Origin of the sequence: Marmoricola sp. OAE513 (assembly GCF_040546585.1) — a bacterium.
In the GTDB taxonomy this organism is placed as follows: Bacteria; Actinomycetota; Actinomycetes; order Propionibacteriales; family Nocardioidaceae; genus Marmoricola.
In genome coordinates this window covers 3166884-3188658 of record NZ_JBEPOC010000001.1, presented here as the reverse complement: position 1 = coordinate 3188658, position 21775 = coordinate 3166884, and the positions used below count along the sequence as shown (strand labels likewise).

At 70.5% G+C, this 21775-nt stretch carries 17 protein-coding genes; 10 read left to right on the top strand and 7 right to left on the bottom strand.

Annotation, left to right across the window (positions count from 1 at the left end):
- Window positions 1–42: 42 nt before the first annotated feature.
- Window positions 43–1848 (top strand): CotH kinase family protein, encoded by a 1806-nt coding sequence (locus ABIE44_RS15920; RefSeq protein WP_209715359.1) that lies wholly within the window; start codon window positions 43–45, stop codon window positions 1846–1848.
- Between the two features lie 15 nt (window positions 1849–1863).
- Here the strand turns inward: ABIE44_RS15920 and ABIE44_RS15915 are convergent, their stop codons facing one another.
- Window positions 1864–2478, bottom strand: a complete 615-nt coding sequence (locus ABIE44_RS15915; protein WP_209715363.1) for a mycothiol-dependent nitroreductase Rv2466c family protein — start codon at window positions 2476–2478, stop codon at window positions 1864–1866.
- Window positions 2479–2725: 247 nt separating this feature from the next.
- On the opposite strand from ABIE44_RS15915, the gene ABIE44_RS15910 reads away from it, so the two are divergent.
- The 3 genes from ABIE44_RS15910 to ABIE44_RS15900 are packed head-to-tail and all read left to right on the top strand — an operon-like array spanning window position 2726 to window position 6435.
- Window positions 2726–2869: a hypothetical protein gene (locus tag ABIE44_RS15910; protein WP_209715366.1), complete on the top strand. Its 144-nt coding sequence runs from the start codon at window positions 2726–2728 to the stop codon at window positions 2867–2869.
- Window positions 2870–2891: 22 nt separating this feature from the next.
- Window positions 2892–3740, top strand: coding sequence for a peptidylprolyl isomerase (locus ABIE44_RS15905; protein WP_209715369.1), 849 nt, complete (start codon window positions 2892–2894; stop codon window positions 3738–3740).
- A gap of 7 nt (window positions 3741–3747) precedes the next feature.
- On the top strand, window positions 3748–6435 hold the full coding sequence (locus ABIE44_RS15900; RefSeq protein ID WP_209715373.1) for an ATP-binding cassette domain-containing protein: 2688 nt from the start codon (window positions 3748–3750) through the stop codon (window positions 6433–6435).
- Here the strand turns inward: ABIE44_RS15900 and ABIE44_RS15895 are convergent.
- Complete coding sequence (locus tag ABIE44_RS15895) at window positions 6428–8005, bottom strand: CHAP domain-containing protein (protein WP_209715376.1); 1578 nt, start codon at window positions 8003–8005, stop codon at window positions 6428–6430. The two genes, ABIE44_RS15900 and ABIE44_RS15895, sit on opposite strands and share 8 nt — an antisense overlap.
- 132 nt (window positions 8006–8137) lie before the next feature.
- Here ABIE44_RS15895 and pepN point away from each other — a divergent pair, with 132 nt between their 5' ends.
- Window positions 8138–10687, top strand: a complete 2550-nt coding sequence (pepN, locus tag ABIE44_RS15890) for an aminopeptidase N (protein ID WP_209715379.1) — start codon at window positions 8138–8140, stop codon at window positions 10685–10687.
- Here pepN and ABIE44_RS15885 read toward each other — a convergent pair.
- Both ABIE44_RS15885 and ctaJ read right to left on the bottom strand, forming a co-directional pair.
- Window positions 10680–11090 carry a DUF5130 family protein gene (locus ABIE44_RS15885; RefSeq protein WP_209715382.1) on the bottom strand — a complete coding sequence of 137 codons (411 nt, stop codon included), beginning with the start codon at window positions 11088–11090 and terminating at the stop codon, window positions 10680–10682. The two genes, pepN and ABIE44_RS15885, sit on opposite strands and share 8 nt — an antisense overlap.
- Window positions 11077–11463, bottom strand: coding sequence for an aa3-type cytochrome oxidase subunit CtaJ (gene ctaJ, locus ABIE44_RS15880; protein WP_209715385.1), 387 nt, complete (start codon window positions 11461–11463; stop codon window positions 11077–11079). The genes ABIE44_RS15885 and ctaJ overlap by 14 nt, the downstream gene beginning before the upstream one ends.
- Window positions 11464–11559: 96 nt before the next feature.
- On the opposite strand from ctaJ, the gene ABIE44_RS15875 reads away from it, so the two are divergent.
- The 3 genes from ABIE44_RS15875 to ABIE44_RS15865 are packed head-to-tail and all read left to right on the top strand — an operon-like array spanning window position 11560 to window position 16535.
- Window positions 11560–12558, top strand: a complete 999-nt coding sequence (locus ABIE44_RS15875; RefSeq protein WP_354438163.1) for a mechanosensitive ion channel family protein — start codon at window positions 11560–11562, stop codon at window positions 12556–12558.
- Window positions 12559–12615: 57 nt separating this feature from the next.
- On the top strand, window positions 12616–16161 hold the full coding sequence (locus tag ABIE44_RS15870) for an SCO7613 C-terminal domain-containing membrane protein (protein ID WP_209715388.1): 3546 nt from the start codon (window positions 12616–12618) through the stop codon (window positions 16159–16161).
- Window positions 16158–16535: a globin gene (locus ABIE44_RS15865; protein ID WP_354438162.1), complete on the top strand. Its 378-nt coding sequence runs from the start codon at window positions 16158–16160 to the stop codon at window positions 16533–16535. The genes ABIE44_RS15870 and ABIE44_RS15865 overlap by 4 nt, the downstream gene beginning before the upstream one ends.
- A 14-nt stretch (window positions 16536–16549) precedes the next feature.
- Here the strand turns inward: ABIE44_RS15865 and ABIE44_RS15860 are convergent, their stop codons facing one another.
- The gene (locus ABIE44_RS15860) at window positions 16550–17404 is read right to left on the bottom strand and encodes an acyl-CoA thioesterase (RefSeq protein ID WP_209715395.1); all 855 of its coding nucleotides are present in this window, start codon (window positions 17402–17404) and stop codon (window positions 16550–16552) included.
- A gap of 89 nt (window positions 17405–17493) precedes the next feature.
- Here ABIE44_RS15860 and ABIE44_RS15855 point away from each other — a divergent pair, with 89 nt between their 5' ends.
- Window positions 17494–18705, top strand: coding sequence for an acetyl-CoA C-acetyltransferase (locus ABIE44_RS15855; protein ID WP_209715398.1), 1212 nt, complete (start codon window positions 17494–17496; stop codon window positions 18703–18705).
- 85 nt (window positions 18706–18790) lie between these two features.
- On the opposite strand, the gene ABIE44_RS15850 is transcribed toward ABIE44_RS15855, so the two are convergent.
- Window positions 18791–19330, bottom strand: a complete 540-nt coding sequence (locus ABIE44_RS15850; RefSeq protein ID WP_209715402.1) for a YceI family protein — start codon at window positions 19328–19330, stop codon at window positions 18791–18793.
- 126 nt (window positions 19331–19456) lie between these two features.
- On the opposite strand from ABIE44_RS15850, the gene ABIE44_RS15845 reads away from it, so the two are divergent.
- On the top strand, window positions 19457–19951 hold the full coding sequence (locus tag ABIE44_RS15845; protein WP_209715405.1) for a MarR family winged helix-turn-helix transcriptional regulator: 495 nt from the start codon (window positions 19457–19459) through the stop codon (window positions 19949–19951).
- 135 nt (window positions 19952–20086) lie between these two features.
- On the opposite strand, the gene ettA is transcribed toward ABIE44_RS15845, so the two are convergent.
- The gene (ettA, locus tag ABIE44_RS15840) at window positions 20087–21769 is read right to left on the bottom strand and encodes an energy-dependent translational throttle protein EttA (protein ID WP_209715408.1); all 1683 of its coding nucleotides are present in this window, start codon (window positions 21767–21769) and stop codon (window positions 20087–20089) included.
- Window positions 21770–21775 lie beyond the last annotated feature (6 nt).

Genomic DNA, 21775 nt, shown 5'->3' with positions numbered 1-21775 from the left:
GTTGCCGGAATGCGGTGGACGCGCGCGCAGAACAATGGCCGAATGCATCTTCGTCGGCGCGCCCTCGCCGTCCTGTGCGCCGTGGCTCTCCTGACGCCGGTCGCACTCGGGTTCTCCCCCGCCGAGGCCGCCAGGCCCGAGCCCGCTCCGGCCGCTGCTCCACGCGCCACGCCGGCGGCACCGCTGCTCGGTGAACGGTTCGACGTCACCGGGAAGATCGGCAGCAGCACGCGTGCGGTCAAGCTGCAGCGACGCTCCTCCGACGGCAGCTGGACGACCGTCGCGAGCGGGACGACCACCCGGACCGGTCGCTACGCCTTCGTCACGCGCGCCAGGTCCACCACGGTCGTGCTGCGCGTCCTCGCTCCGGCGACCTCCGAGAAGGCCAAGCGACGGACAGGCGCGGTCACCGTCACCACCACCGCCGAGACCAGCTCCCTCTCGCTGACCGGCAACCGTCCGACCCTCACCGTGGTCTCCACCCTGTCGCCGGCGCGGACGGGCCGGGTCCTCCGGCTGCAGGTCCTCCGGGGCGGCAGCTGGAGGACGCTGGCGGAAAAGACCCAGACGAGCTCGCCCACCCAAGGTTGGCCGCTCGCCGACCCGGGCGGACGGCCGCAGCAGTACCGCCTGGTGGCGCTCGGTTTCGACGGCTCCGCGCCGTACGTCGGCACCGCGATCGCACTGACGCCGTACCCGGCTCCCGGCACGCTGCCCCGGATCACCCTGAGCACCGAGGGCGCGAAGCCCGTCGCGAGCCGGGAGGAGTACGTGAGCGGCACCTTGCAGGTCGATGACGGCGCAGCCCAGCCGATGCAGATCAAGGGGCGCGGCAACAGCACCTGGGCCATGCCGAAGAAGCCGTACCGCATCAAGCTTGCCACCAAGGCGGGCCTGCTCGGCATGCCCGAGGAGAAGGACTGGGTCCTGCTCGCGAACTTCGCGGACCGTTCCGCGCTGCGCACCTGGACCGCCTTCGGGATCGCGGCGAAGACGTCGCTCGGATGGACGCCGGACTCGCGGTTCGTCGACGTCACGCTCAACGGCATCGACATCGGGCTCTACCAGCTGACCGAGCAGATCGAGGCGAACAAGGACAAGGTGGCGCTGAAGGCCGGCGGCCTGCTGCTCGAGGTCGACAGCCGGTACGTCGAGAACGAGGAGCCGGGCTTCACCTCACCGCACGGCATGCCCCTGGCGTTCAAGGATCCCGGCGAGCCGACCGAGAGCCAGAAGTCCGACGTCGGGGCGAGTGTCAGCGCGTTCGAGACCGCGCTCTACGGGCCGGACTACCTCGACCCGGTGACCGGCTACGCGAAGTACGTCGACCTCGACTCGTTCGCGGACTGGTACCTGGTCAACGAGCTCATGAAGAACCTCGACTCCGACTTCTGGTCCAGCGTCTTCGTCTCCTGGGACCCGGCCGGCACGTTCACCATGGGCCCGGTCTGGGACTTCGACTTCTCCAGCGGGTACGCCCGGACGAGCACGTCGACCTGCTGCGCGTCCACGCAGGGCTGGTGGCTGCGCTTCGACGAGGGTGCCAAGCGCCAGGCGACCCACAACACCCACTGGTTGACCCGGATGATCACCGACCCGGCGTTCCTCGCGCGGGTCGAGCAGCGCTGGCGGGACGTGGTCGGTCCCGCCACCGGCGAGGCGATCGACGGACTCGCCGCGCAGCAGGCGCTGATCGCCACGTCCGCGGCCGGTGACCGGGCAACCTGGCACGCCGACGGGCAGAGCCTGCCCGGCACGGTGCACGCACCGGACCAGCCGGGCGAGACCGACTACCTGATCAGCTGGCTGACCGCGCGTCGCGCCTGGATGGAGTCCCAGCTCGGCTGACTGCCCAGCAGGACCTCAGCTGAAGTCCAGGCTCCCCGTCCGCGTCCGCTTCAGCTCGTAGAAGTCGGGGTACGACGCCAGCGCGACCGCCCCGTCCCAGAGCTTGCCGGCTTCCTCGCCCCGCGGGATCGAGGACAGCACCGGCCCGAAGAACGCGACGCCGTTGATCGCGATCGTCGGAGTACCGACGTCGTCACCGACCTGGTCCATCCCCTCGTGGTGCGACTTCGCGACCGCCTCGTCGAGGGAGGAGTCGTCCATCGCGTCCGCCAGCTCGGGCTCCAGACCGACCTCGGCGAGCACCTCGGTGACCAGCTTCCGGTCGATCGGCTGCTTGCCGTGGTGGATGCGGGTGCCGAACGCGTTGTACAGCGGGAAGAGCACCTCGTCGCCGTGCTTGGCCGACGCCGCGATCAGCACCCGGACGGGTCCCCACGCCGGCGCGAGCAGCTCGCGGTACTCGGCCGGGATGTCCTTGTCCTTGTTCAGGTAGGCCAGGCTCATCACGTGCCACTTGACCTCGATGTCGCGGACCTGCTCGACCTCGAGGATCCACCGCGAGGTGATCCACGCGAACGGGCAGAGCGGGTCGAACCAGAAGTCAGCGGTGCCTGCGGCAGGAGTCGTCATGTCGGGCGAACCTCTCCCGGCCGGGCTCTATTCCCCCCGGGCATTCCCCGGGCACTACCTCGCCGACCGGCGCGGGTGTGACGCACGCGACGCCGCCCAAACCAGGACAAGCCGAACAGTTCGCTCCGCGGCAACAAAGTCGTAACCCAGCCACACCCCGGATGCGTTGAAATACGCCCCGGACGGGCCTACAAATAAACCACCAGCCTCGGGCTTCCCACCGGGGCGCAACAGATCGGGACACGACATGAACAGCACCTTCACTGACCTGGCCCCCACCGAGACCGACGCTGCCGGCGTCGTCGGCGGAGCAGCTTTCCTCGACCTCGGCCCCGCGGTCATCGCGCTCGTCGGCGGCATCACGGCCGTTCTCGGCCTGCACATCGACTGATTGCCCGAGCAGACCCACCACGATGACGGGCGTCTCCCTCCCTGACGCTCCTGCATCTCTCGCCGCACGCCGCGTCTTCGCGGCGGACGGCGTCGTCTTCACGGTCTCCGACCTCGCACGACGTGCGAGGCCCGGGGGCCGTGAAGCGCTTTTCGGCTCCCCGGTCGAGGCCGAGGAGGGCTTCCGCCGCAGCCGCGGCCTGCTCACGGCGGACCGGCTCGACGCCTGGCTGGCCACGTGGGAGATCGACCCCGACGACTTCCGCCGGTGGTGCGCCGATGCCTGCGCCGGTACGACGACCGCGAGCCCGTGGTGCGCCTTCGTGTGCTCCGGCGACCTCGAGGCCACCAGCGCCGAGCTGCTCAGCGCGGCGGCCGCGGCGTGCGCCCTGGGCGCCGGGCCGGTCGACGCCGCCACCTTCGAGCCGGACGGGTGGGTCGAGCGCCTGGCGACCACCCGCACCACCGACGCCGCGGTGGGGGCCGTCGTCGCGGCGCACCGCCTCGACTGGACCCGCCTGGTCGCGCACGTCGTGGAGACCACCTCCCGCGCGGTCGCCGAGGAGCTGCGGCACCAGGTGCTGCACGACGGCCTCCCGCTCGCCGACGCTGCAGCAGCAGCCGCGCTCCCGGTGCGCCAGGTCGACGACGTGCTCAGCCGGATCGGCGCACCCGCCGTACGGGCCGCGCTGGCCGGGGCCCTGCCCGGGGAGCTCCTCGGCCCCGTGCCCGCCGGCGACGGGTGGTGCCTGCTGCACGTCGTGTCCCGCACCGACCCGAGCCCCGAGGAACCCGGCAGCCGGGCACGTGCCGAGGCGGTCGTCCGCGCCGAGGTGATCTCCGGCGCAGTCGCGCGTCACGTCGTAGCCTGAGCGCGCGATGGAGCCATCACAGAGCACGAGGACCGCGCGGGCCGACCGACTCCCCGTCGGCCTGCTCGCCCTCGACGACGCCCCGTTCGAGGTACGCCGCCTGGTGGCGGGCTCGCTCGACGCGGCCGAGCACGTCCTCGGTGACGAGCTGGTCACCGAGGGCGAGGTGCCCGACGTCGTGCACGTGGTGGTCCGCGGCACCGCCCGCGCGACGGCGCGCGGCCACGACGGGTCCGAGGTGCAGGTCCGGACCCTGGGGCCCGGCGACCTGATCGGGCCGGAGGCAGCGGCCGAGGACCGCGCCGCGGTCAGCGTGCGGGCCACGGGACCGTTGCAGACCCTGACGCTGCACGGCTCGGTGGCGCGGGGTCTGATCGACCTCTGGGAGCCGACCGCCACGCTGTTCCGCTCCTCGACGCTCGCACGCCCCACGCCGCGCGCGAAGCGACGCTCCCCCGCGCCGCCGCTCCCCCCAGCCCCTGCCCCGGTGCCCCGCGACGCCGTACCGGTCGAGCTCCCGGCCGCGGACTGGTCCGCCTTCCGCAGCCGCGGCCGGACCGCCAAGGTCCCCCAGGTCTTCGGGCTCGACGAGATGGACTGCGGAGCCGCCGCCCTGACCGCGATCTGCCGCAGCTTCGGCCACCCGGTCAGCATGGTCGCCGTCCGGGAGGCGGTCTCGACCGCCTCCGACGGCACCAGCCTGCTCGGTCTGCACCGCGGGGCCCAGCACCTGGGGCTGACCTCCGCGATGACCACGGTCTCGACGTCCCGGCTCGACGAGCTGCCACTCCCCGCCCTGTGCCACGTCGACGGCAACCACTGGGTCGTGCTCGACAAGGTCGGCGCCCGCGAGGTCCGCGTGATGGACCCGGTCGGGGTCTCGGGGTTCCTGACCCGCACGGAGTTCGAGGAGCGCTTCACCGGCTACGCCCTGCTGGTCGCTCCCACCGAGGCGCTGGCGGACACCCCGGTCGCGTCCTCCGGTGGCCCCTTCTTCCGTCCGTTCCTGCGCGCCGAGTGGCCGGCGATCGTCGTCGCCACGCTGTCCGGCATCGGGATCGCCGCGACGAGCCTGGCCATCCCGCTGTCGAGCAAGTGGGTGATCGAGAACGTCATCCAGGGGCAGGACACCGGGTCGCTGCTCCCGGTGATGGCGATCGTCCTCGGGGTGCTCGGCCTGTCCGCCGCCCTCACGGTGCTGCAGCGCTACACGGTCACCCGGGCAGCACTGCGGATCGACCGGGCCAGTCTCGACAAGGTCGCCGAGACCCTCCTCGCCCTCCCGATCGGGTTCTTCGCCAACCGACGCACCGGGGACGTCGAGCGCCGGCTCAACGGGTTGCGCGAGGTCCGCAGCTTCTTCCTGGTCCGGGGCGTCGGCGCGTTCGTCGCCCTGTTCCAGGTGATCGGCGCCTGGGTGATCATGGCGACCTGGGACGTGCGCCTGCCTGCGGTGTACCTGGCGGTGGTCCCGCTCTACCTCGTGCTGATGTACGTCTCGCGCCGGAAGCTGCGACCGGCGTTCCAGAGCCTCGAGGAGTCCTGGGGCCGCTACAAGTCGCGGCAGATCGATGCCATCCGCGGGATCGACACCGTCAAGGCGGCCGGTTCGGAGAAGCAGCTGCAGCGCCGGCTCGCCGCCCAGTTCGACGACCTCTCCGGCCGGCTGTTCAGCGCGGATCTCACGATCATGCTCTACGAGGGCGCGCTGGCCGTCGTCGGTCTGATCCCGCTGTCGCTGGCGATCAGCTTCGGGTCCTACCAGGTCGTCGAGGGCAACATCCCGATCAGCGAGTTCGTGCCGTTCCTCTCCCTGGTCATGGTGACCAGCGCACCCCTCACCCTGCTGCTGGGCACCTGGGACGTGTGGCAGCAGGGCCGCGTCCTGCTCGACCGGCTCGGCGAGTTCGTCGACCACGAGCCGGAGCAGGTCGAGGGCACCGGCACCACCCCACCGGAACCGCAGGGGCGGGTGCGGCTCGACCGCGTCGGGTTCCGGCACCCCGGTGCGGTCGACCGGCTGGTCCTCGACGACATCTCGATCCAGGCCGAACCCGGCGAGACGGTCGCGATCGTCGGACGCTCCGGCGCCGGCAAGTCGACCCTGCTGCTCCTCATCGCCGCCCTGCTGCGTCCGGTCACGGGCAGGATCACCTCCGACGGCGTCGACCTGGCCGAGGTCGACCTGCGGGCCTACCGCCGCCGGCTCGGGGTGGTGCTGCAGGACAGCCACCTCTTCGACGGCACCGTCGCGGAGAACATCGCGTTCGGCGAGGACGAGATCGACCTGGACCGTGTCGTCCGGGCAGCGCGCACGGCCACCGCCGACGACTTCGTACGCCGGATGCCCCTGGGCTACGAGACCCGGGTCGGCGAGCGCGGCACCCGGCTCTCGGGCGGTGAACGCCAGCGGATCTGCATCGCCCGTGCGCTGTACCGCGACCCTCAGGTGCTGCTGCTCGACGAGGCGACCAGCGCGCTGGACGCGGAGTCCGAGACGCAGCTGCAGGCGAGCCTGCGGGCCGCCTTCGTCGACCGCACGGTGTTCGTGGTCGCTCACCGGCTGTCCACCGTGCGCGACGCCGACCAGATCCTGGTCCTCGACGGCGGTCGGATCGTCGAGCGCGGGCGGCACGCCGACCTGCTCGAGCGCCGCGGTCTCTACTTCGAGCTCGCGGGCAACCAGATCACTTGACCGCGACGGTCCGCGTGGTCGTCTTCTCGTGGACCTTGGAGGAGCCCGAGTAGACGACGGTCAAGGTGCGCTCACCCTGGTGCAGCCAGGACGGCGCGAACGTCGCCTTGCCGTTCTTCAGCGTCAGGGTCATCTTCTTCCCGCTCCGGGTGAGCAGGGTGACCGTGCCGCGCGGGCCGGTGACACCCGTGGCGTAGATCGCGACCGTCACCTGGCGGTGCGCGCGCGAGGCGACGGCGATCTTGGCGAACGCGTGCACCTCCCGCTTGATCTTGAGATCGCGGACGACCGTGGTGTAGCCGGGGCGGGCGAAGGACACCCGGACGCTGAGCCTCGTGCCGGGGTCCAGCGCGCTCGGGACGTACCGCGCGTTCGTGGCGCCGGCGATCGGCTTGCCGTCGCGCAGCCACTGGTAGGTCTCGGCGGCCTTCGGTGCGACGGCTCCCGGCGTGACCGTCAGGGCCCGCCCGACGTACGCGTTGCCGACCAGCCGCGGCTCGGCGGTGACCGCGAGCTTCTCCGGGAGCACTGCGACGGTGGGAGCGCTCGCTGCCGGGGCGGCGTCGTACCCGGTGCGGTTCGCGGTCGCGACGAAGCGGACCGCCTTGCCGAGCTGCTCCGGCTTCAGCGTGATGCTGGTCCCGCTGCCGCCCGGGATGAACCGGCCGTCGGCGAACCAGCCGTAGCGGATCCCCTCGGCGGCCGGCGCGAACGTCGGCACCGACGCGGTCAGGGTGGCGCCCACCTTCGGGATCCCCGAGATCACCGGCTCGCCGTCGACCGCCATCGTCCCGGGGACGGTGGCCTTGCTCACCGCGGTGTTACGGGTGCCGGTCTTGTACCCGGCCTTGGACGCGGTGACCTTGACGCTGAAGGTCTGGCCGACCTGGGCGGCGGTCGGCCGGTAGGTCGCCGTGGTCGCACCGGCGATCGCCTTGCCCGCTGCCAGCCACTGGTACTTGTACGTCGCGCCCGCCCGGTTCCACGTGCCGGGCTTCGCCGTCAAGGTCTGGTCGACCTTCGGCGTCCCCGTGATGGTCGGTGGCGCGGTCGAGGTGACGGCCTCGTCGACGAGGTGGATGAACCCGGTCGGCCAGCCACCGCCGGCGCGGGTGATCTTCCGCCAGTCGAAGTCTCCGCGGTAGTGGTCCTCGGAGATGATGATCGTGTTCGCGTCGACGATCTGCTGCACGTAGGCGACGTGGTTGCTGCTCCACCAGGCGACCGAGCCGATCATCGGCGTCTGGTTCACCTTGGACTTGAAGACGACGCCCCAGTTGCGCGCGTCGCCGCTGCCCTTCCACGGACGGTCGACCGGCATGCCGGCCTTGATCATCCGGTAGGCCATGTAGTTGGTGCAGTTGTGGCCGGAGTACATCCGCCACCACATCTTCTTGTAGTTGCTCGGCCCGTAGCCGAAGCTGCTGTACCCGGCCTTCTCGCACGCGGTGAAGCCCTTGCACAGGATCGTCGAGGATGCCTGCGCCTGCGGGGGCGACAGGAGGAGCCCCGCGACCAGCCCGAGAAGGGCGATCACGAGCCCAGGACGGGTCCAACGACGGGTCTGCACACCCGAACGCTAGAGCAACATGAGTCACTCTGACTACCACTCGTCCCAGAAAAATCAACACGACACGCCGTTACAACGTTGTAGTTTCATGCCTGTTTTCAGGGCCTTCTGCCCCGGTGGCATGATGCCGACATGCCTGGAACAAACCTGACTCGCGAAGAGGCGCAGACCCGCGCCACGATCATCGACGTCGACTCGTACACCATCGAGCTCGACCTGACGACCGGCGAGAAGACCTTCGCCTCGACCACGACCATCGCCTTCTCCTCCACGCTCCCCGGCGGCAGCACCTTCGCCGACCTCGTGGGCGCGACGATCCACGAGATCACGCTCAACGGAGAGTCCCTCGACCCCGCCGCGGTGTACGCCGACAGCCGGATCCAGCTGGACAACCTGCACGTCGAGAACGTGCTGGTGGTCCGCGCCGACTGCACCTACAGCCACAGCGGCGAGGGCCTGCACCGCTTCGTCGACCCGGTCGACGACCGCGTCTACCTCTACAGCCAGTTCGAGGTCCCCGATGCGCGTCGGGTGTACACCACCTTCGAGCAGCCCGACCTCAAGAGCGTGTTCACCTTCCACGTCACCGCTCCGGCGCACTGGACGGTCGTGTCCAACCAGGTCACCCCCGAGCCCGAGCCCCTCGCCGACGGCAAGGCCGTGTGGCGCTTCCCGACCACGAAGAAGATGTCGACGTACATCACCGCCCTGGTGGCCGGTGAGTACCACGAGGTGCAGGACGTCTACGAGGGCAAGTTCGGCACGATCCCGCTCGGGCACTACTGCCGGCAGTCGCTCGTGGAGTTCCTCGACCGCGACGAGCTGGTCAAGATCACCAAGCAGAGCTTCGCGTTCTTCGAGGAGCAGTTCGACTACCCGTACCCGTTCGAGAAGTACGACCAGCTCTACGTGCCGGAGTACAACATGGGCGCGATGGAGAACGCCGGCTGCGTGACGCTGCGCGACGAGTACCTCCCCCGCTCCCGGCAGCCCCGCTCGTTCTACGAGTTCCGCGCCTCGGTGATCACCCACGAGATGGCGCACATGTGGTTCGGCAACCTGGTCACGATGAAGTGGTGGGACGACCTCTGGCTCAACGAGTCCTTCGCCGAGTGGGCCTGCTACTGGTGCGAGGCGGAGGCCACCGACTTCACCGACGCCTGGACCGGCTTCACCAACGCGCGCAAGCAGACCGGGTACCGCCAGGACCAGATGCCGAGCACGCACCCGATCGCAGCCGACAACTACGACCTGCACGCCGTCGAGGTCAACTTCGACATGATCACCTACGCCAAGGGCGCCTCGGTGCTCAAGCAGCTGGTCGCCTGGGTCGGGCTCGAGCCGTTCCTGGCCGGACTGCGCCAGTACTTCAAGGACTTCGCCTACGGGAACCCCGAGTTCGCCGACCTGCTGGCCGCGCTCGAGAAGTCCTCGGGCCGCGAGCTCCAGGGTTGGGCCGCGGAGTGGCTGCAGACCGCCGGCGTGAACACGTTGACCCCGTCCTTCGAGCTCGACGGTGACGCGTACTCCTCCTTCTCGGTGCTGCAGACCGCCGACCCGGACTGGCCGACACTGCGCCGCCACCGCCTGGGCATCGGCCTCTACGACCTGACCGAGGACGGCCGCCTGGTCCGCCGCGAGTACCTCGAGGTCGACGTCGAGGGCCCCGCCACGCCGATCAGCGAGCTGGTCGGGAAGAAGCAGCCGGACCTGCTGCTGCTCAACGACGCCGACCTGGCGTACGCCAAGATCCGTCTCGACGAGCGCTCGCTGGCGACCGTGGTCGAGGGTCTCGACAAGCTCGACGACTCGCTCGCCCGCGCGCTGTGCTGGGGAGCCGCCTGGGACATGACCCGGGACGCCGAGATGACCGCGACCGACTTCGTGCACCTGGTCCTGGCCAACATCGGCTCGGAGACCGACGCCTGGGGCATCAGCCGGATCCCGGACTACGCGGCCCAGGCGACGAACTCCTTCTCCGCGCCTGCGAACCGGCCCGCGCTGCAGGAGCGCTGGGAGCGTGGGCTTCGCGCCCTCCTGGAGGAGGCTGCCGCCGAGAGCGACCAGCAGCTCACCTTCGCCCGCTCGTACGCCGGCGCGGCGCGCAGCGAGGCGGCCCTGACCGACCTCGAGGAGATCCTCGACGGGAAGCTCTCCTTCGAGGGCCTCGCCGTCGACCAGGACCTGCGCTGGGTGCTGATCAGCGCGCTGGCCCGTCGCGGGCGTGCCGGCGACCGGATCGAGACCGAGCTCGCGGCCGACAACACGATCTCGGGCAAGGAGCACGCCGCTGCGGCCCGGGCCGCCCAGCCGACCGCGGAGGCGAAGGCGGAGGCGTGGCAGGCCTCGGTGCTCGACGCCGACACCCCCAACGAGACGCACCGCTCGATCGTCGGCGCGTTCCAGGCGAGCGGCCAGGAGGAGGTGCTGGCGCCGTACACGGCCAAGTACCTCGAGGCCGTCGAGACGATGTGGGAGCACCTCGGTACGCACAAGGCGTCCACCGCGCTGGCGGCGCTGTTCCCGCGTCCGGCCGCGTCGCAGGCGCTGCTGGACGAGGTCGACGCGTGGCTGGAGAGCACCAGCGCGAACCCGGGCGCGAAGCGCTACGTGGCCGAGGGACGCGCGGACGTCGCCCGCTACCTGGCCGGCCAGGCCAGGGACGCCGCCGCGACTAGCTAGAGGCGTGTCCAGAGGCGTGCCCAGAGGCGTGCAGGGTGGCCGGCTGGCGGGCAGCGTCCGCCAGCTGGCTGACCCCCCGCTTGATGCCACCGACGAGGTCGCCCTGGCTGAACGCCGACTCCATCGCCGCAGCAGCGAGCCGGACTGCGTCGTCGTTCAGGACCCGGCGCACGACGGAGCCGGTGACGATCTCGAGCACCCGGGCGGCCGGGTCGATCATGATCAGGACGCTGCGTCCCGGCGCGATCAGCGACGCGTGCAGCCGCTGGGCGAACTCGGCCGAAGCGCCTTCGGCAGGACCGACGTAGAGCGAGAACTCGTAGCGGCAGGCCGTCTCGGCCGCCCGGATGGCTCGGTCGATGTCGTACCGCTGGTCGGCCGAGAACCCGTCACCACTGGCCACTGGTGCCACCCCGTTCGGACTCCGCGGCCTCGATCTGCTGGGCCGACAGGTCGTCCGCTGCCTCGACGCCCTTGCGCGGGCCGCCGAACCACTCGGGGTCGGAGCGCCAGGACTGGCCCGGCTCGTAGCCCTTGTCGCTGATCATCGACGGCAGCGCCGCCAGCAGCGTGATCACGGCGAACAGACCGGCGGGGATCAGCACCAGGATCAGCAGGTAGTGCAGGCCCGAGACGTGCGGGGCGTCCGGCTGGGTGACCGGGGTGTCGGCGAACGCGGTCGCCGGGACCAGCACGGAGCCGAGGATCCCCACCGAGAGCGCCAGCAGCGCACGACGAAGACGGGTACGGGACTTCCGGGCCTGGAGATCACTCATGGGCCAAGGATACTCAGTCGCGGACTCGGTCGAGCACCAGCGCACTGGTCCTGGTCGCGTGATCCTCACTACGCCCGTTCGCGTAGCCTCCGTTCCATGCCCGCCGCGACGACTGTGCAAGCGATCTTCTCCATGCCCGAGACCTGCAAGGACTCCGACAGCTGGACCTGTGCTGCGGTGTTCCACTGGACCGACAACGCGGACCTGGCACACGCGGCTGCCTGGGTGATCGGCAAGCCGTTCGCGATCCTCTGGCTGGTGATCCTGGGCCTGGTGGCCCGCTGGATCCTGCACAAGGTGATCGACCGGCTCGTCGCCCGGGCCAGCGCCGGGGTGGTTCCGACCAAGCTGATGAGGGGCCCGTTCGCCGAGCCGGACGCCGAGGTCGGCACCCACCGCCGCGTCCAGCGCGCCCAGACCATGGGCAGCCTGCTCAAGAGCATCGTCACCGGCGTGATCTTCGTGGTCGTCCTGATGATGGCGATCTCCGAGCTCGGCTACGACATCGCCCCGTTGATCGCCAGCGCCGGCATCGTCGGCGTCGCGCTCGGCTTCGGCGCCCAGAGCCTGGTCAAAGACTTCCTCTCCGGCATCTTCATGATCTTCGAGGACCAGGTCGGCGTCGGTGACACCGTGAACCTCGGCGAGGCCAGCGGCACCGTCGAGGCGGTCAGCCTGCGCGTGACCCGGCTGCGCGACGTCGACGGCACGGTCTGGTACGTCCGCAACGGCGAGATCCTGCGCGTCGGCAACCAGAGCCAGAACTGGTCGCGCTCGGTGCTCGACATCGCGGTCTCCTACAAGGAGGACATCGCCAAGGTCCGCCGGCTGCTCAAGGAGGTCGCCCACGACCTGTGGGAGGACAAGGGCTACCGGGACCGGATCATCGAGGAGCCCGAGGTCTGGGGCGTCCAGTCGCTGAGCCCCGACTCGGTGGTCGTGCGGGTCACCCTCAAGACCATGCCGCAGCAGCAGTGGGTGGTGGCGCGCGAGATGCGCGAGCGGATCAAGGCCCGGTTCGACGAGGAGGGCATCGTGATGCCCAGCCCGGGCCGGGTCGTCTGGAACGACCAGAACTCCCCCGGGACGAAGTAGCCCGATCCGAGTAGCCGTACTCAGGCGCAGGCCTCCGCGCCCCATCACGCTGGAGGCATGAGCAAGCTCGCTGACCGCACCGTCTGCCCCGACTGCCGCGCGCCCCTGGACCCCGACGTCACCTGCACCGGGTGCGGTCTGGCCCTGAACGGGACCGACGCCGCCGTTCTCTGGGGTCTGCTACGCCGCGCCGACCGCGTCGTCGAGACCCTGCGCGACGCACCGGTCCCGGCACTGGTCCCCGCACCCGCCCCGGCACCCACACCGGCACCCACGCCGGTACTTACACCGGCAGCCGCCGCTCCGACAGCTACGCCGGCGCCGTACCCGGCCTACCCGACCTTCGCACCGCGGACACCGCGTCCGCCGCAGGCTGCTCGTCCGGCCCGCGCGCCTCGCCCACGGGTGAACGCGCCGGCGGTCCTGCTCAGCCTCGGCGGTCTGTGCCTGCTGGTCGCCGCCATCGTGTTCATCGCGGTCCGTTGGGGCTCGCTCGGCCTGCTGGGCAGGACGACGGTCCTCATCGTCGTGACCGGGCTGTTCGCGGCCGGCGCCGGCGCCCTGACCCGCCGCGGCCTGCGCGGCGGCGCCGAGACCGTCTGGATGCTGACCTCCGCCCTGGTGACGATCGACATGCTCGCCGCCTACGACGCTGGGCTGCTCGGACTGGACACTCTGGACGCCCACCACCTCGGCGGGCTGATCGGCCTGGTCCTGCTCGGCCTCGGCACCGGGGTCGCGTCCTGGGCCGCCACCACACCGACGCGCACCTTGGGCGGCATGATCGGGATCGCCTCGGTCGGGCTCCTGACGCTGACGGCGAGCGAGGCCTGGACCCGCTCGCCCAGCACCGTCGCCTGCGCTGTCTCGGCCGCGCTGCTCGGGGCGTTCTCGGTCCCGTTCCTCCGTCCGAGCGCCGGGCGCCTGACCCTCCTCGGGTGGGTGGCCGTCGGACTCGGCACGGTCAGCTGGTTCGTCGTCCTCACCGAGGGCATCAACCGGGCTTCGGTCGTCACCACGGCCCAGTGGTGGCAGGACGCCCGCTGCTGGCCCCTGGTCGTCGCCGGCCTGTACGCCGCCGTCGTCGCATCCGTGAGCCGCTTTCCCGAAGCACTGCGCCTCGTCACCGCCGGCACGGCGCTGACCTGCGGCGGAGTGCTGGCCTTCGGCGGGACCACCACCGCCTCCGACGAGGTGCACCTGCTGATCGGCTGCGCGGTGGTGCTCGGCCTCGCCGCCGTGTCGGCGTACGGATCGCGGGTCTGGAGCGCCCCGGCCGCGCTCTTCGCAGCGACCGGGACGACGCTCGCCGCCGGGACCGTGATCGTCCGCCCGGTCGCCGTCCTGGAGAACCTGCCGAACCCCGCTTCGGGCTCGTCGTGGACGCTGGCGGCCTGGACCGCGCCGGTCCTCGCCGCGACCGCCGTGCTGACCGCGCTCGGGCTGCTCCGCCACGTCCCCGAGGACACCCGCGCCCGGGTGCGCGGGGCCCTGTACGCCGGCGCCCCGGTGCTGGTCGCCATCGGCGGTGCCACCGTCCACTTGGAGAGCGGACCCGCCCGGTTGTCGGCCGTGGTGGCCTGGAACTCGCTGCTGGTGCTGGTCACCGCGATCACCGTCGCGCTGCGCACCCGGCCCGGTTCCGACCTCGCCGGCCTGGTCGCCGGCGCCTACGTCGTCGCGATCGGACTCGCGCTGGCCTCCCCGTCCCACGGCCTGACCGCCGGTCTGACGACGCTGCTCTGCATCGGCCTGACAGTGCTCGCCACGCGCGCCGACACCGCCCGCCTCGACGGCGCACTGGTCCCGCTCCTCGCCTTCGCCGCAGCCGCGTCGGCGTACGTCGCCGCCACCCAGTGGCCCGACGTCGCGGGCGGAAGCACCAGCGAAGCGTCGGTCACCCTGGTCCTCACCGCGATCGCCATCGCCCTGGCCGCAGAACGCCTCGGACGGACCGAGGCGACCCGGACCGCCCTCGAGCTCTCCGCAGCACCGGCCGTGCTGGTCGCGATCGCGCTGGCCTCCGTCGCACCGTCGTACGAGCTGACCGCGACCCTGGCAACGCTGCTCTGCGCGGGCCTGACCGCGCTGGCCACCCGCAACGACGACCGCCTCGACGGCTCACTGGTCCCCCTGCTCGCCTTCGCAGCAGCCGCGTCGGCGTACGTCGCCGTCACCCAGTGGTCCTACGTCGCGGGCGGAGACGCGCGCGAAGCGTCAGTCACCCTGGTCCTCACCGCGATCGCGATCGCCCTGGCCGCAGAACGCCTCGGACGCACGGATGCAACCAGGACCGCCCTGGAGCTCTCCGCCGTACCGGCCGTGCTGGTCGCGATCGCGCTGGCCTCCGACGCACCGTCCCACGAGCTGACCGCGACCTTGGCAACCCTGCTCTGCGCCGGCCTCACCGTGCTCGCCGCCCGGCACGACACCCAGCGCCCCGAGGGGGCGCGCGTCCCCCTGCTCGCGTTCGCTGCCGCCGGCGCAGCGTACGTCGCCGCCACCCAGTGGCCCTACGTCGCAGGCGGAAGCAGCAGCGAGGCAGCGGTGACCCTGCTCCTCACCGCGATCGCCGTCGCCCTGGCCGCAGAGTTCATCGGACGCACGGATGCAACGAGGACCGCCCTGGAGCTCTCCGCCGCCTTCGCGGTCCCGGTCGCGATCGCCCTGGCGGCCGTCGCGCCGTCCCACGCGCTGACCGCAACCGTGGCGACGCTGCTCTGCGCCGGCCTCACCGTGCTCGCCGCGCGCGCCGACACCGCCCGCCTCGAGGGCGCACTGGTCCCGCTCCTCGCCTTCGCCGCAGCCGGCGCGGCGTGCGTGGCCGCCACCCAGTGGCCCTACGTCGCCGGCGCCGGGGCCAACACGGCGGGCCTCGCCCTGATCGGCGTCGCCGCGGTCGTCGGCACCGGGGCGTCCCGGATCCGGAGGACGGAGCCGACCCGGATCGCCCTGGAGTGCTCGGCCGTGCTGGGCTCCGCGGTCGCCGCGGGCCTGCCGGCGGACAGGGACGTCGTCACCCTGGTCGTCACGCTCGCCGGTGCCGCAGCCGCCCTGGTCGCCATCACGAACCGCGACCGCGAGCTCGCCTCGTGGCTCGCCACCGGCCTGCTCGGCGTCGCCACCGTGATGCGGATCGACGACGGCGTGAGCACCCCGGAGGCGTACGCGGTCCCGGTCGCGCTGGTCCTCCTCGCCGCCGGCTACCTGCGGCTGCTGCGCGACGACCAGGTCTCCAGCTGGCGCGCGCTCGGCAGCGGCCTGAGCCTGGGGGTGCTCCCGAGCCTCCTGCTCACCCTGGACGAGCCGGTCTCGCTGCGCGGTGCCCTGATCGCCGCGGCCGGGCTGGCCGTGCTCGCCGTGGGGGCTCAGCGCCGCTGGAGCGCGCCGTTCCTGACCGGCGCCGGGGTGGTCGCGATCCTCGCCGTGCGGCACGTGACCCCCATCGCTGCCGCGCTCCCCCGCTGGATCACGCTGGGCACGGTCGGTCTGGTCCTGCTGCTCGTCGGCATCACCTGGGAGGCGCGTCGGCGCAACGCGGCGGACGCCGAGAGGTACCTGGCCGCGCTGCGTTGCGCCCGGGTCGGCACAATGGGGTGGTGAGCACCTTCTACGACGAGATCGGCGGCATGGAGACGATCGCTGCGATCGTCGACCGCTTCTACGCCGGCGTGGCCGACGACGAGGTGCTCCGGCCGATGTACCCCGAGGAGGACCTCGGCCCCGCCGCCGAGCGGTTCACGCTGTTCCTGGCGCAGTACTGGGGTGGTCCGGGCACCTACTCCGAGACGCGGGGGCACCCGCGGCTGCGGATGCGGCACGCGCCGTTCCCGGTCGACCCGAACGCCGCCGTGCACTGGCTCAAGCACTTCCGCGACGGTCTCGACAGCGTCGACCTGACGCCCGAGCAGGATGCGCAGTTCTGGGACTACGTGACCCACGCAGCGCAGTTCATGGTGAACACGCCCGAGAGCTGACCGCAGCCGACCTCTCAGGCGAGACCCGAGGCCGCCAGCTGCTCGGTGAGGCGGAGGTGGTGGTCGGCCGGGAGCGCCGCTGCCCGCTGGGTCTCCTTGTCGAAGCCCACGGTGACGACCTGGGTGCGCGCGTGCACGGTGTCCCCGTCGCGGACCTCGCCGGCGAAGACCGCCGAGGTGCGCCCGACGTGGCTGATCCAGCTGTGCAGCTCGTAGGGTTCGTCGCGGTACGGCGTCGGACGCAGGTACTCCACGTCGATGCGGGCGACCACGAAGTCACCGAAGACGTCGCCGGCTTGGTGCATCGCCATCGAGTACTGGATCCGCGCCTCCTGGAAGTACTCGACGTACTTCACGTTGTTGACGTGGTGGTACGGGTCGAGGTCCGACCAGCGCACCTGCAGCGGGTACACGTGCTGCGACGTACCGGCCGAAGAAAGCGGCTTGCGGCTCTCTGCCGGCTCCAGGTACCGCTCCAGCGCTGCCCGCTCCTCGGGACTGATCCGCCGGGGCGCCTCCGTCTCCAGCACGATCGGCGCCTGCCGGCTCGAGGATCGCAGGTACACGACCCGACCCTCGGGACCCTCGTCGTAGATCTCCGAGGCCATCACGAACGACCCGGCCTTGATCTCGGTGATCCAGGAGTCGATCAGCACCGGACGCTTGCGGAACTTCAGGGGCGCGAGGAAGTCCATCTCGTGCCGGACCACCACGACACCGTCCGGGCCCGAACGTCGGAACCCGTCGGCCGGGGCGCTGAGCGTCGCGATCCGAGCCTCCTGGAGGTAGTCCAGGTAGGCGACGTTGTTGATGTGCCCGAGCAGGTCCATGTCAGCCCAGCGGATCGGGCACTCGTAGGTGTGACGCACGACCCAGATCCTTTCACCAGAACACGTTCTAGACTGACCGATGGCAACCGGAGTTGCCCATCTCACAGACCAGGATCGGAGTACCACCCATGCCCGAGGCAGTGATCGTTTCCGCGACCCGCACCCCCATCGGCCGCGCGAACAAGGGATCCCTCAAGGACTTCCGCGCCGACGACCTCACCGCCTTCATCACGCAGGCCGCACTGGACAAGATCCCGGAGCTCGACCCGAACGAGGTCGGCGACCTGATCCTCGGCTGCGGCCTCCCGGGCGGCGAGGCGGGCAACAACATGGCCCGCATCGTCACCACGCTCATGGGCTACGAGATCCCCGGTACGACGCTCACCCGCTACTGCGCCTCCTCGGTGCAGTCCAGCCGCACCGCGTTCCACGCGATCAAGGCCGGCGAGGGCGACGTCTACATCTCGGCCGGCGTCGAGATGGTCTCCCGCTACCAGTTCGGCACCTCCGACCACATCCCGAACACCAAGAACCCGAAGTTCGAGGACGCCCAGGCCCGCACGACCAAGTACGCCGAGGGCGGCCAGGACTGGCACGACCCGCGCGAGGACGGCCTGCTCCCCGACGTGTACATCGCCATGGGCCAGACCGCCGAGAACGTGGCCCGGCTCAAGGGTCTGGACCGCAAGGAGCTCGACGAGTTCGGCGTCCGCTCCCAGAACCTGGCCGAGCAGCAGATCGCGTCCGGCTTCTGGGCCCGCGAGATCACCCCGGTGACCCTGGCCGACGGCACCGTCGTCTCCGCCGACGACGGCCCGCGCGCCGGCGTCACCTACGAGGCGATCTCCCAGCTGCAGCCGGTCTTCCGCCCCGACGGCGTCGTCACCGCCGGCAACTGCTGCCCGCTGAACGACGGCGCCGCCGCCGTCGTGATCATGTCCGACACCCGCGCGAAGGAGCTCGGCATCAAGCCGCTCGCCCGGATCGTCTCCACCGGCGTCTCCGGCCTGTCGCCGGAGATCATGGGCCTCGGCCCGGTCGAGGCGACCCGGCAGGCGCTCAAGCACGCCGGCATGACCATCGACGACATCGACCTCGCCGAGATCAACGAGGCGTTCGCGGCCCAGGTCGTGCCGTCGTACCAGGAGCTCGGCCTGCCGCTGGACAAGGTCAACGTCAACGGCGGCGCGATCGCCGTCGGTCACCCCTTCGGCATGACCGGCGCCCGCCTGCAGAACACGCTGATCAACAGCCTGGACTGGCACGACAAGTCCACCGGCCTGATCACCATGTGCGTGGGCGGCGGCCAGGGCATGGCGATGATCCTCGAGCGCGTCTGAGCTACGCCGACCCGGCACTGATGTGCAGAAGACCCCGTGCGTCGCACGGGGTCTTCTGCACATCAGTGCCGGGTCGGCGTGATTTTCAGGCCTGGTCGAGCACAGCCTCCACGGCGAGGTGGATCTTGACCGCGTCGCCGACGAGCAGCTTGCCGCCGTCGAGCGGGATGTTGAAGTCGATGCCGAAGTCCTTGCGGTTGATCTCGGTGTTGGCCTCGAAGCCGATCCGCTGGTTGCCCCACGGGTCGTTCTCGATGCCCAGGAACTCGACGTCCAGCTCGACCTCGCGGGCGACGCCCTTGATGGTCAGCGTGCCCTTGGCGGTGGCGCCGTCGAAGGACAGCGAGGAGAAGGTCATCGGGCCGGAGTTCTCGACGTCGAAGAAGTCGGCGGAGCGCAGGTGGCCGTCGCGCTGCTCGTCGCGGGTGTTGATCGAGTTCAGGTCGATGGTGGCCTCGGCCTTGGTCTCCGACAGCGCGGTGCCGGTGGTGAGCTTGCCCTCGAACTTCTCGAACTGGCCGCGGACCTTCGACATCAGGTGTCGGACGGTGAAGCCGACCTCGGAGTGACTGGCGTCGATCGTCCAGGTGCCTGCGACCACGTCGGTGCTGATGGTGCTCGTCATTGCTGTGCCTCTTCCCAAATCTCGGATTGGTTGAATGTTCAACTCTGTGGCGACCCTAACAGCAGGTCGTAGAAGTTTCAACTAACGCAGCCGCGAAGGTATTCCGACTCCCCTAGACTCGCGCCCATGACCGGATCCGATACGCGCTGGCTCGACGCCGACCAGCAGCTCAACTGGCGCGCCTTCATCGTCGGCAGCACCCTGCTGATGGACACCCTCGACCGCGAGCTGCGTCAGGCGCACGGTGTCTCGATGGCCGAGTACGAGATCCTGGTCAGGCTCTCGGAGTCCCCTGACCGCACGTTGCGGATGGCGCAGATCGCCGAGTCGATGCAGCACTCGCGCAGCCGGGTCACCCACACCGTGAGCCGCATGGAGAAGGCCGGCCTGATCCGGCGCGAGGCAGCCGAGGACGACAAGCGCGGGGTCGACGCCGTGATGACCGCCGAGGGCTGGGAGCTCCTCCAGCAGGCCGCGCACACGCACGTCACCGGCGTCCGGGCGCACTTCGTCGACGTCGCCGACGCGGCGGACTACGCCGCGATGGGACGCGTCATGAACGCCGTCTCGGACCAGCTGCTGGCCGAGAACCCGGAGTTCGACGACATCCGGGAGCACTAGGGTTTCGAGGCCAGCGCCAGCGCGCCGGCACCTCAACCTCCTCGCTGCGCTCGGACCCTAGTCGCGTGTGATCGCGCTTCGCGCTCAACACACTCAATCGGCTCGGCCGTACGAGCAAGCTCGACGGCTCTCGCCTCAGTCGCGTGTGAGCCGCCGGTGGGTGACCCGGTGCGGACGGGCGGCCTCGACGCCGAGGCGCTCGATCTTGTTCTCCTCGTACGACGCGAAGTTCCCCTCGAACCAGAACCACTCGCCCTCGTTGTCCTCGGTGCCCTCCCACGCCAGGATGTGCGTGGCGATGCGGTCGAGGAACCAGCGGTCGTGGGAGGTGACCACGGCGCAGCCCGGGTAGTCCAGCAACGCGTCCTCGAGCGCGGAGAGCGTCTCGACGTCCAGGTCGTTGGTCGGTTCATCGAGCAGCAGCATGTTGCCGCCCTGCTTGAGCGTCAGCGCGAGGTTGAGGCGGTTTCGCTCTCCACCCGACAGCACCCCCGCCTTCTTCTGCTGGTCCGGGCCCTTGAACCCGAACGACGCCACGTAGGCGCGCGAGTTCATCTCGAAGTTCGCGACCTTGATGAAGTCCAGACCGTCCGAGACGACCTCCCAGACGTTCTTCTCCGGGTCGATGCCACCACGGCTCTGGTCGACGTAGGAGATCTTCACCGTCTGCCCGACCGTCAGCGAGCCCGCGTCGGGCTGCTCGCCGCCGGTGATCATCCGGAAGAGCGTCGTCTTGCCGACGCCGTTGGGGCCGACGACGCCGACGATGCCGGCACGGGGAAGCGTGAACGAGATGTCGTTCCACAGCACCCGGTCCTCGAACCCCTTGGTGAGGCCCTTGGCCTCCAGGACGACGTCACCGAGGCGCGGCCCCGGCGGGATGTTGATGTCAGCGGTGTCGATCTTGCGAGCCTTGTCCGCCTCGGCTGCCATCTCCTCGTACCGGGCCAGACGGGACTTGCTCTTGGTCTGACGAGCCTTGGCGTTGGAGCGGACCCACTCCAGCTCCTTCTCGAGCATCTTGGCGCGCTTGGCGTCCTTCTGCCCCTCGATCTTCAGACGTTCCTTCTTGGTCTCCAGGTACGTGGAGTAGTTGCCCTCGTAGGGGTGCGTCTTGCCACGGTCGAGCTCGAGGATCCACTCGGCGACGTTGTCGAGGAAGTACCGGTCGTGGGTGATCGCGAGCACGGCGCCCGGGTACGTCTTCAGGTGGCCCTCGAGCCACTGCACGGACTCGGCGTCGAGGTGGTTGGTCGGCTCGTCGAGGAGGAGCAGGTCGGGCTGCTGGAGCAGCAGCTTGCAGAGCGCCACCCGGCGCCGCTCGCCTCCCGACAGGGTGTCGACGATCGCGTCCGGCGGCGGGCAGCGCAGCGCGTCCATCGCCTGGTCGAGCCGGCTGTCGAGGTCCCACACGTTGGCGGCATCGAGCTCGCTCTGCAGGTTCCCGGCCTCTTCGTTGAGAGCGTCGAAGTCGGCGTCCGGGTCACCCATCGCGGTGTAGAGCTCGTCGAGACGCTTCATCTTGGCCTTGGTCTCGGCCACGGCCTCCTCGACGTTCTCCAGGACGGTCCGACCCTCGGTCAGCGGGGGCTCCTGCTGCAGCATCCCGACCGTCGCGCCCGGGTCCAGCAGGCCCTCGCCGTTGTTGGCGTTCTCGATGCCGGCCATGATCTTCAGCAGCGTCGACTTACCGGTGCCGTTCGGCCCGACGACGCCGATCTTGGCACCGTGCAGGAACGACAGCGTGACGTTGTCGAGAACCACCTTGTCGCCGTGCGCCTTGCGGACGTTGCGCAACGTGTAGACGTACTCACCCATAGGCGC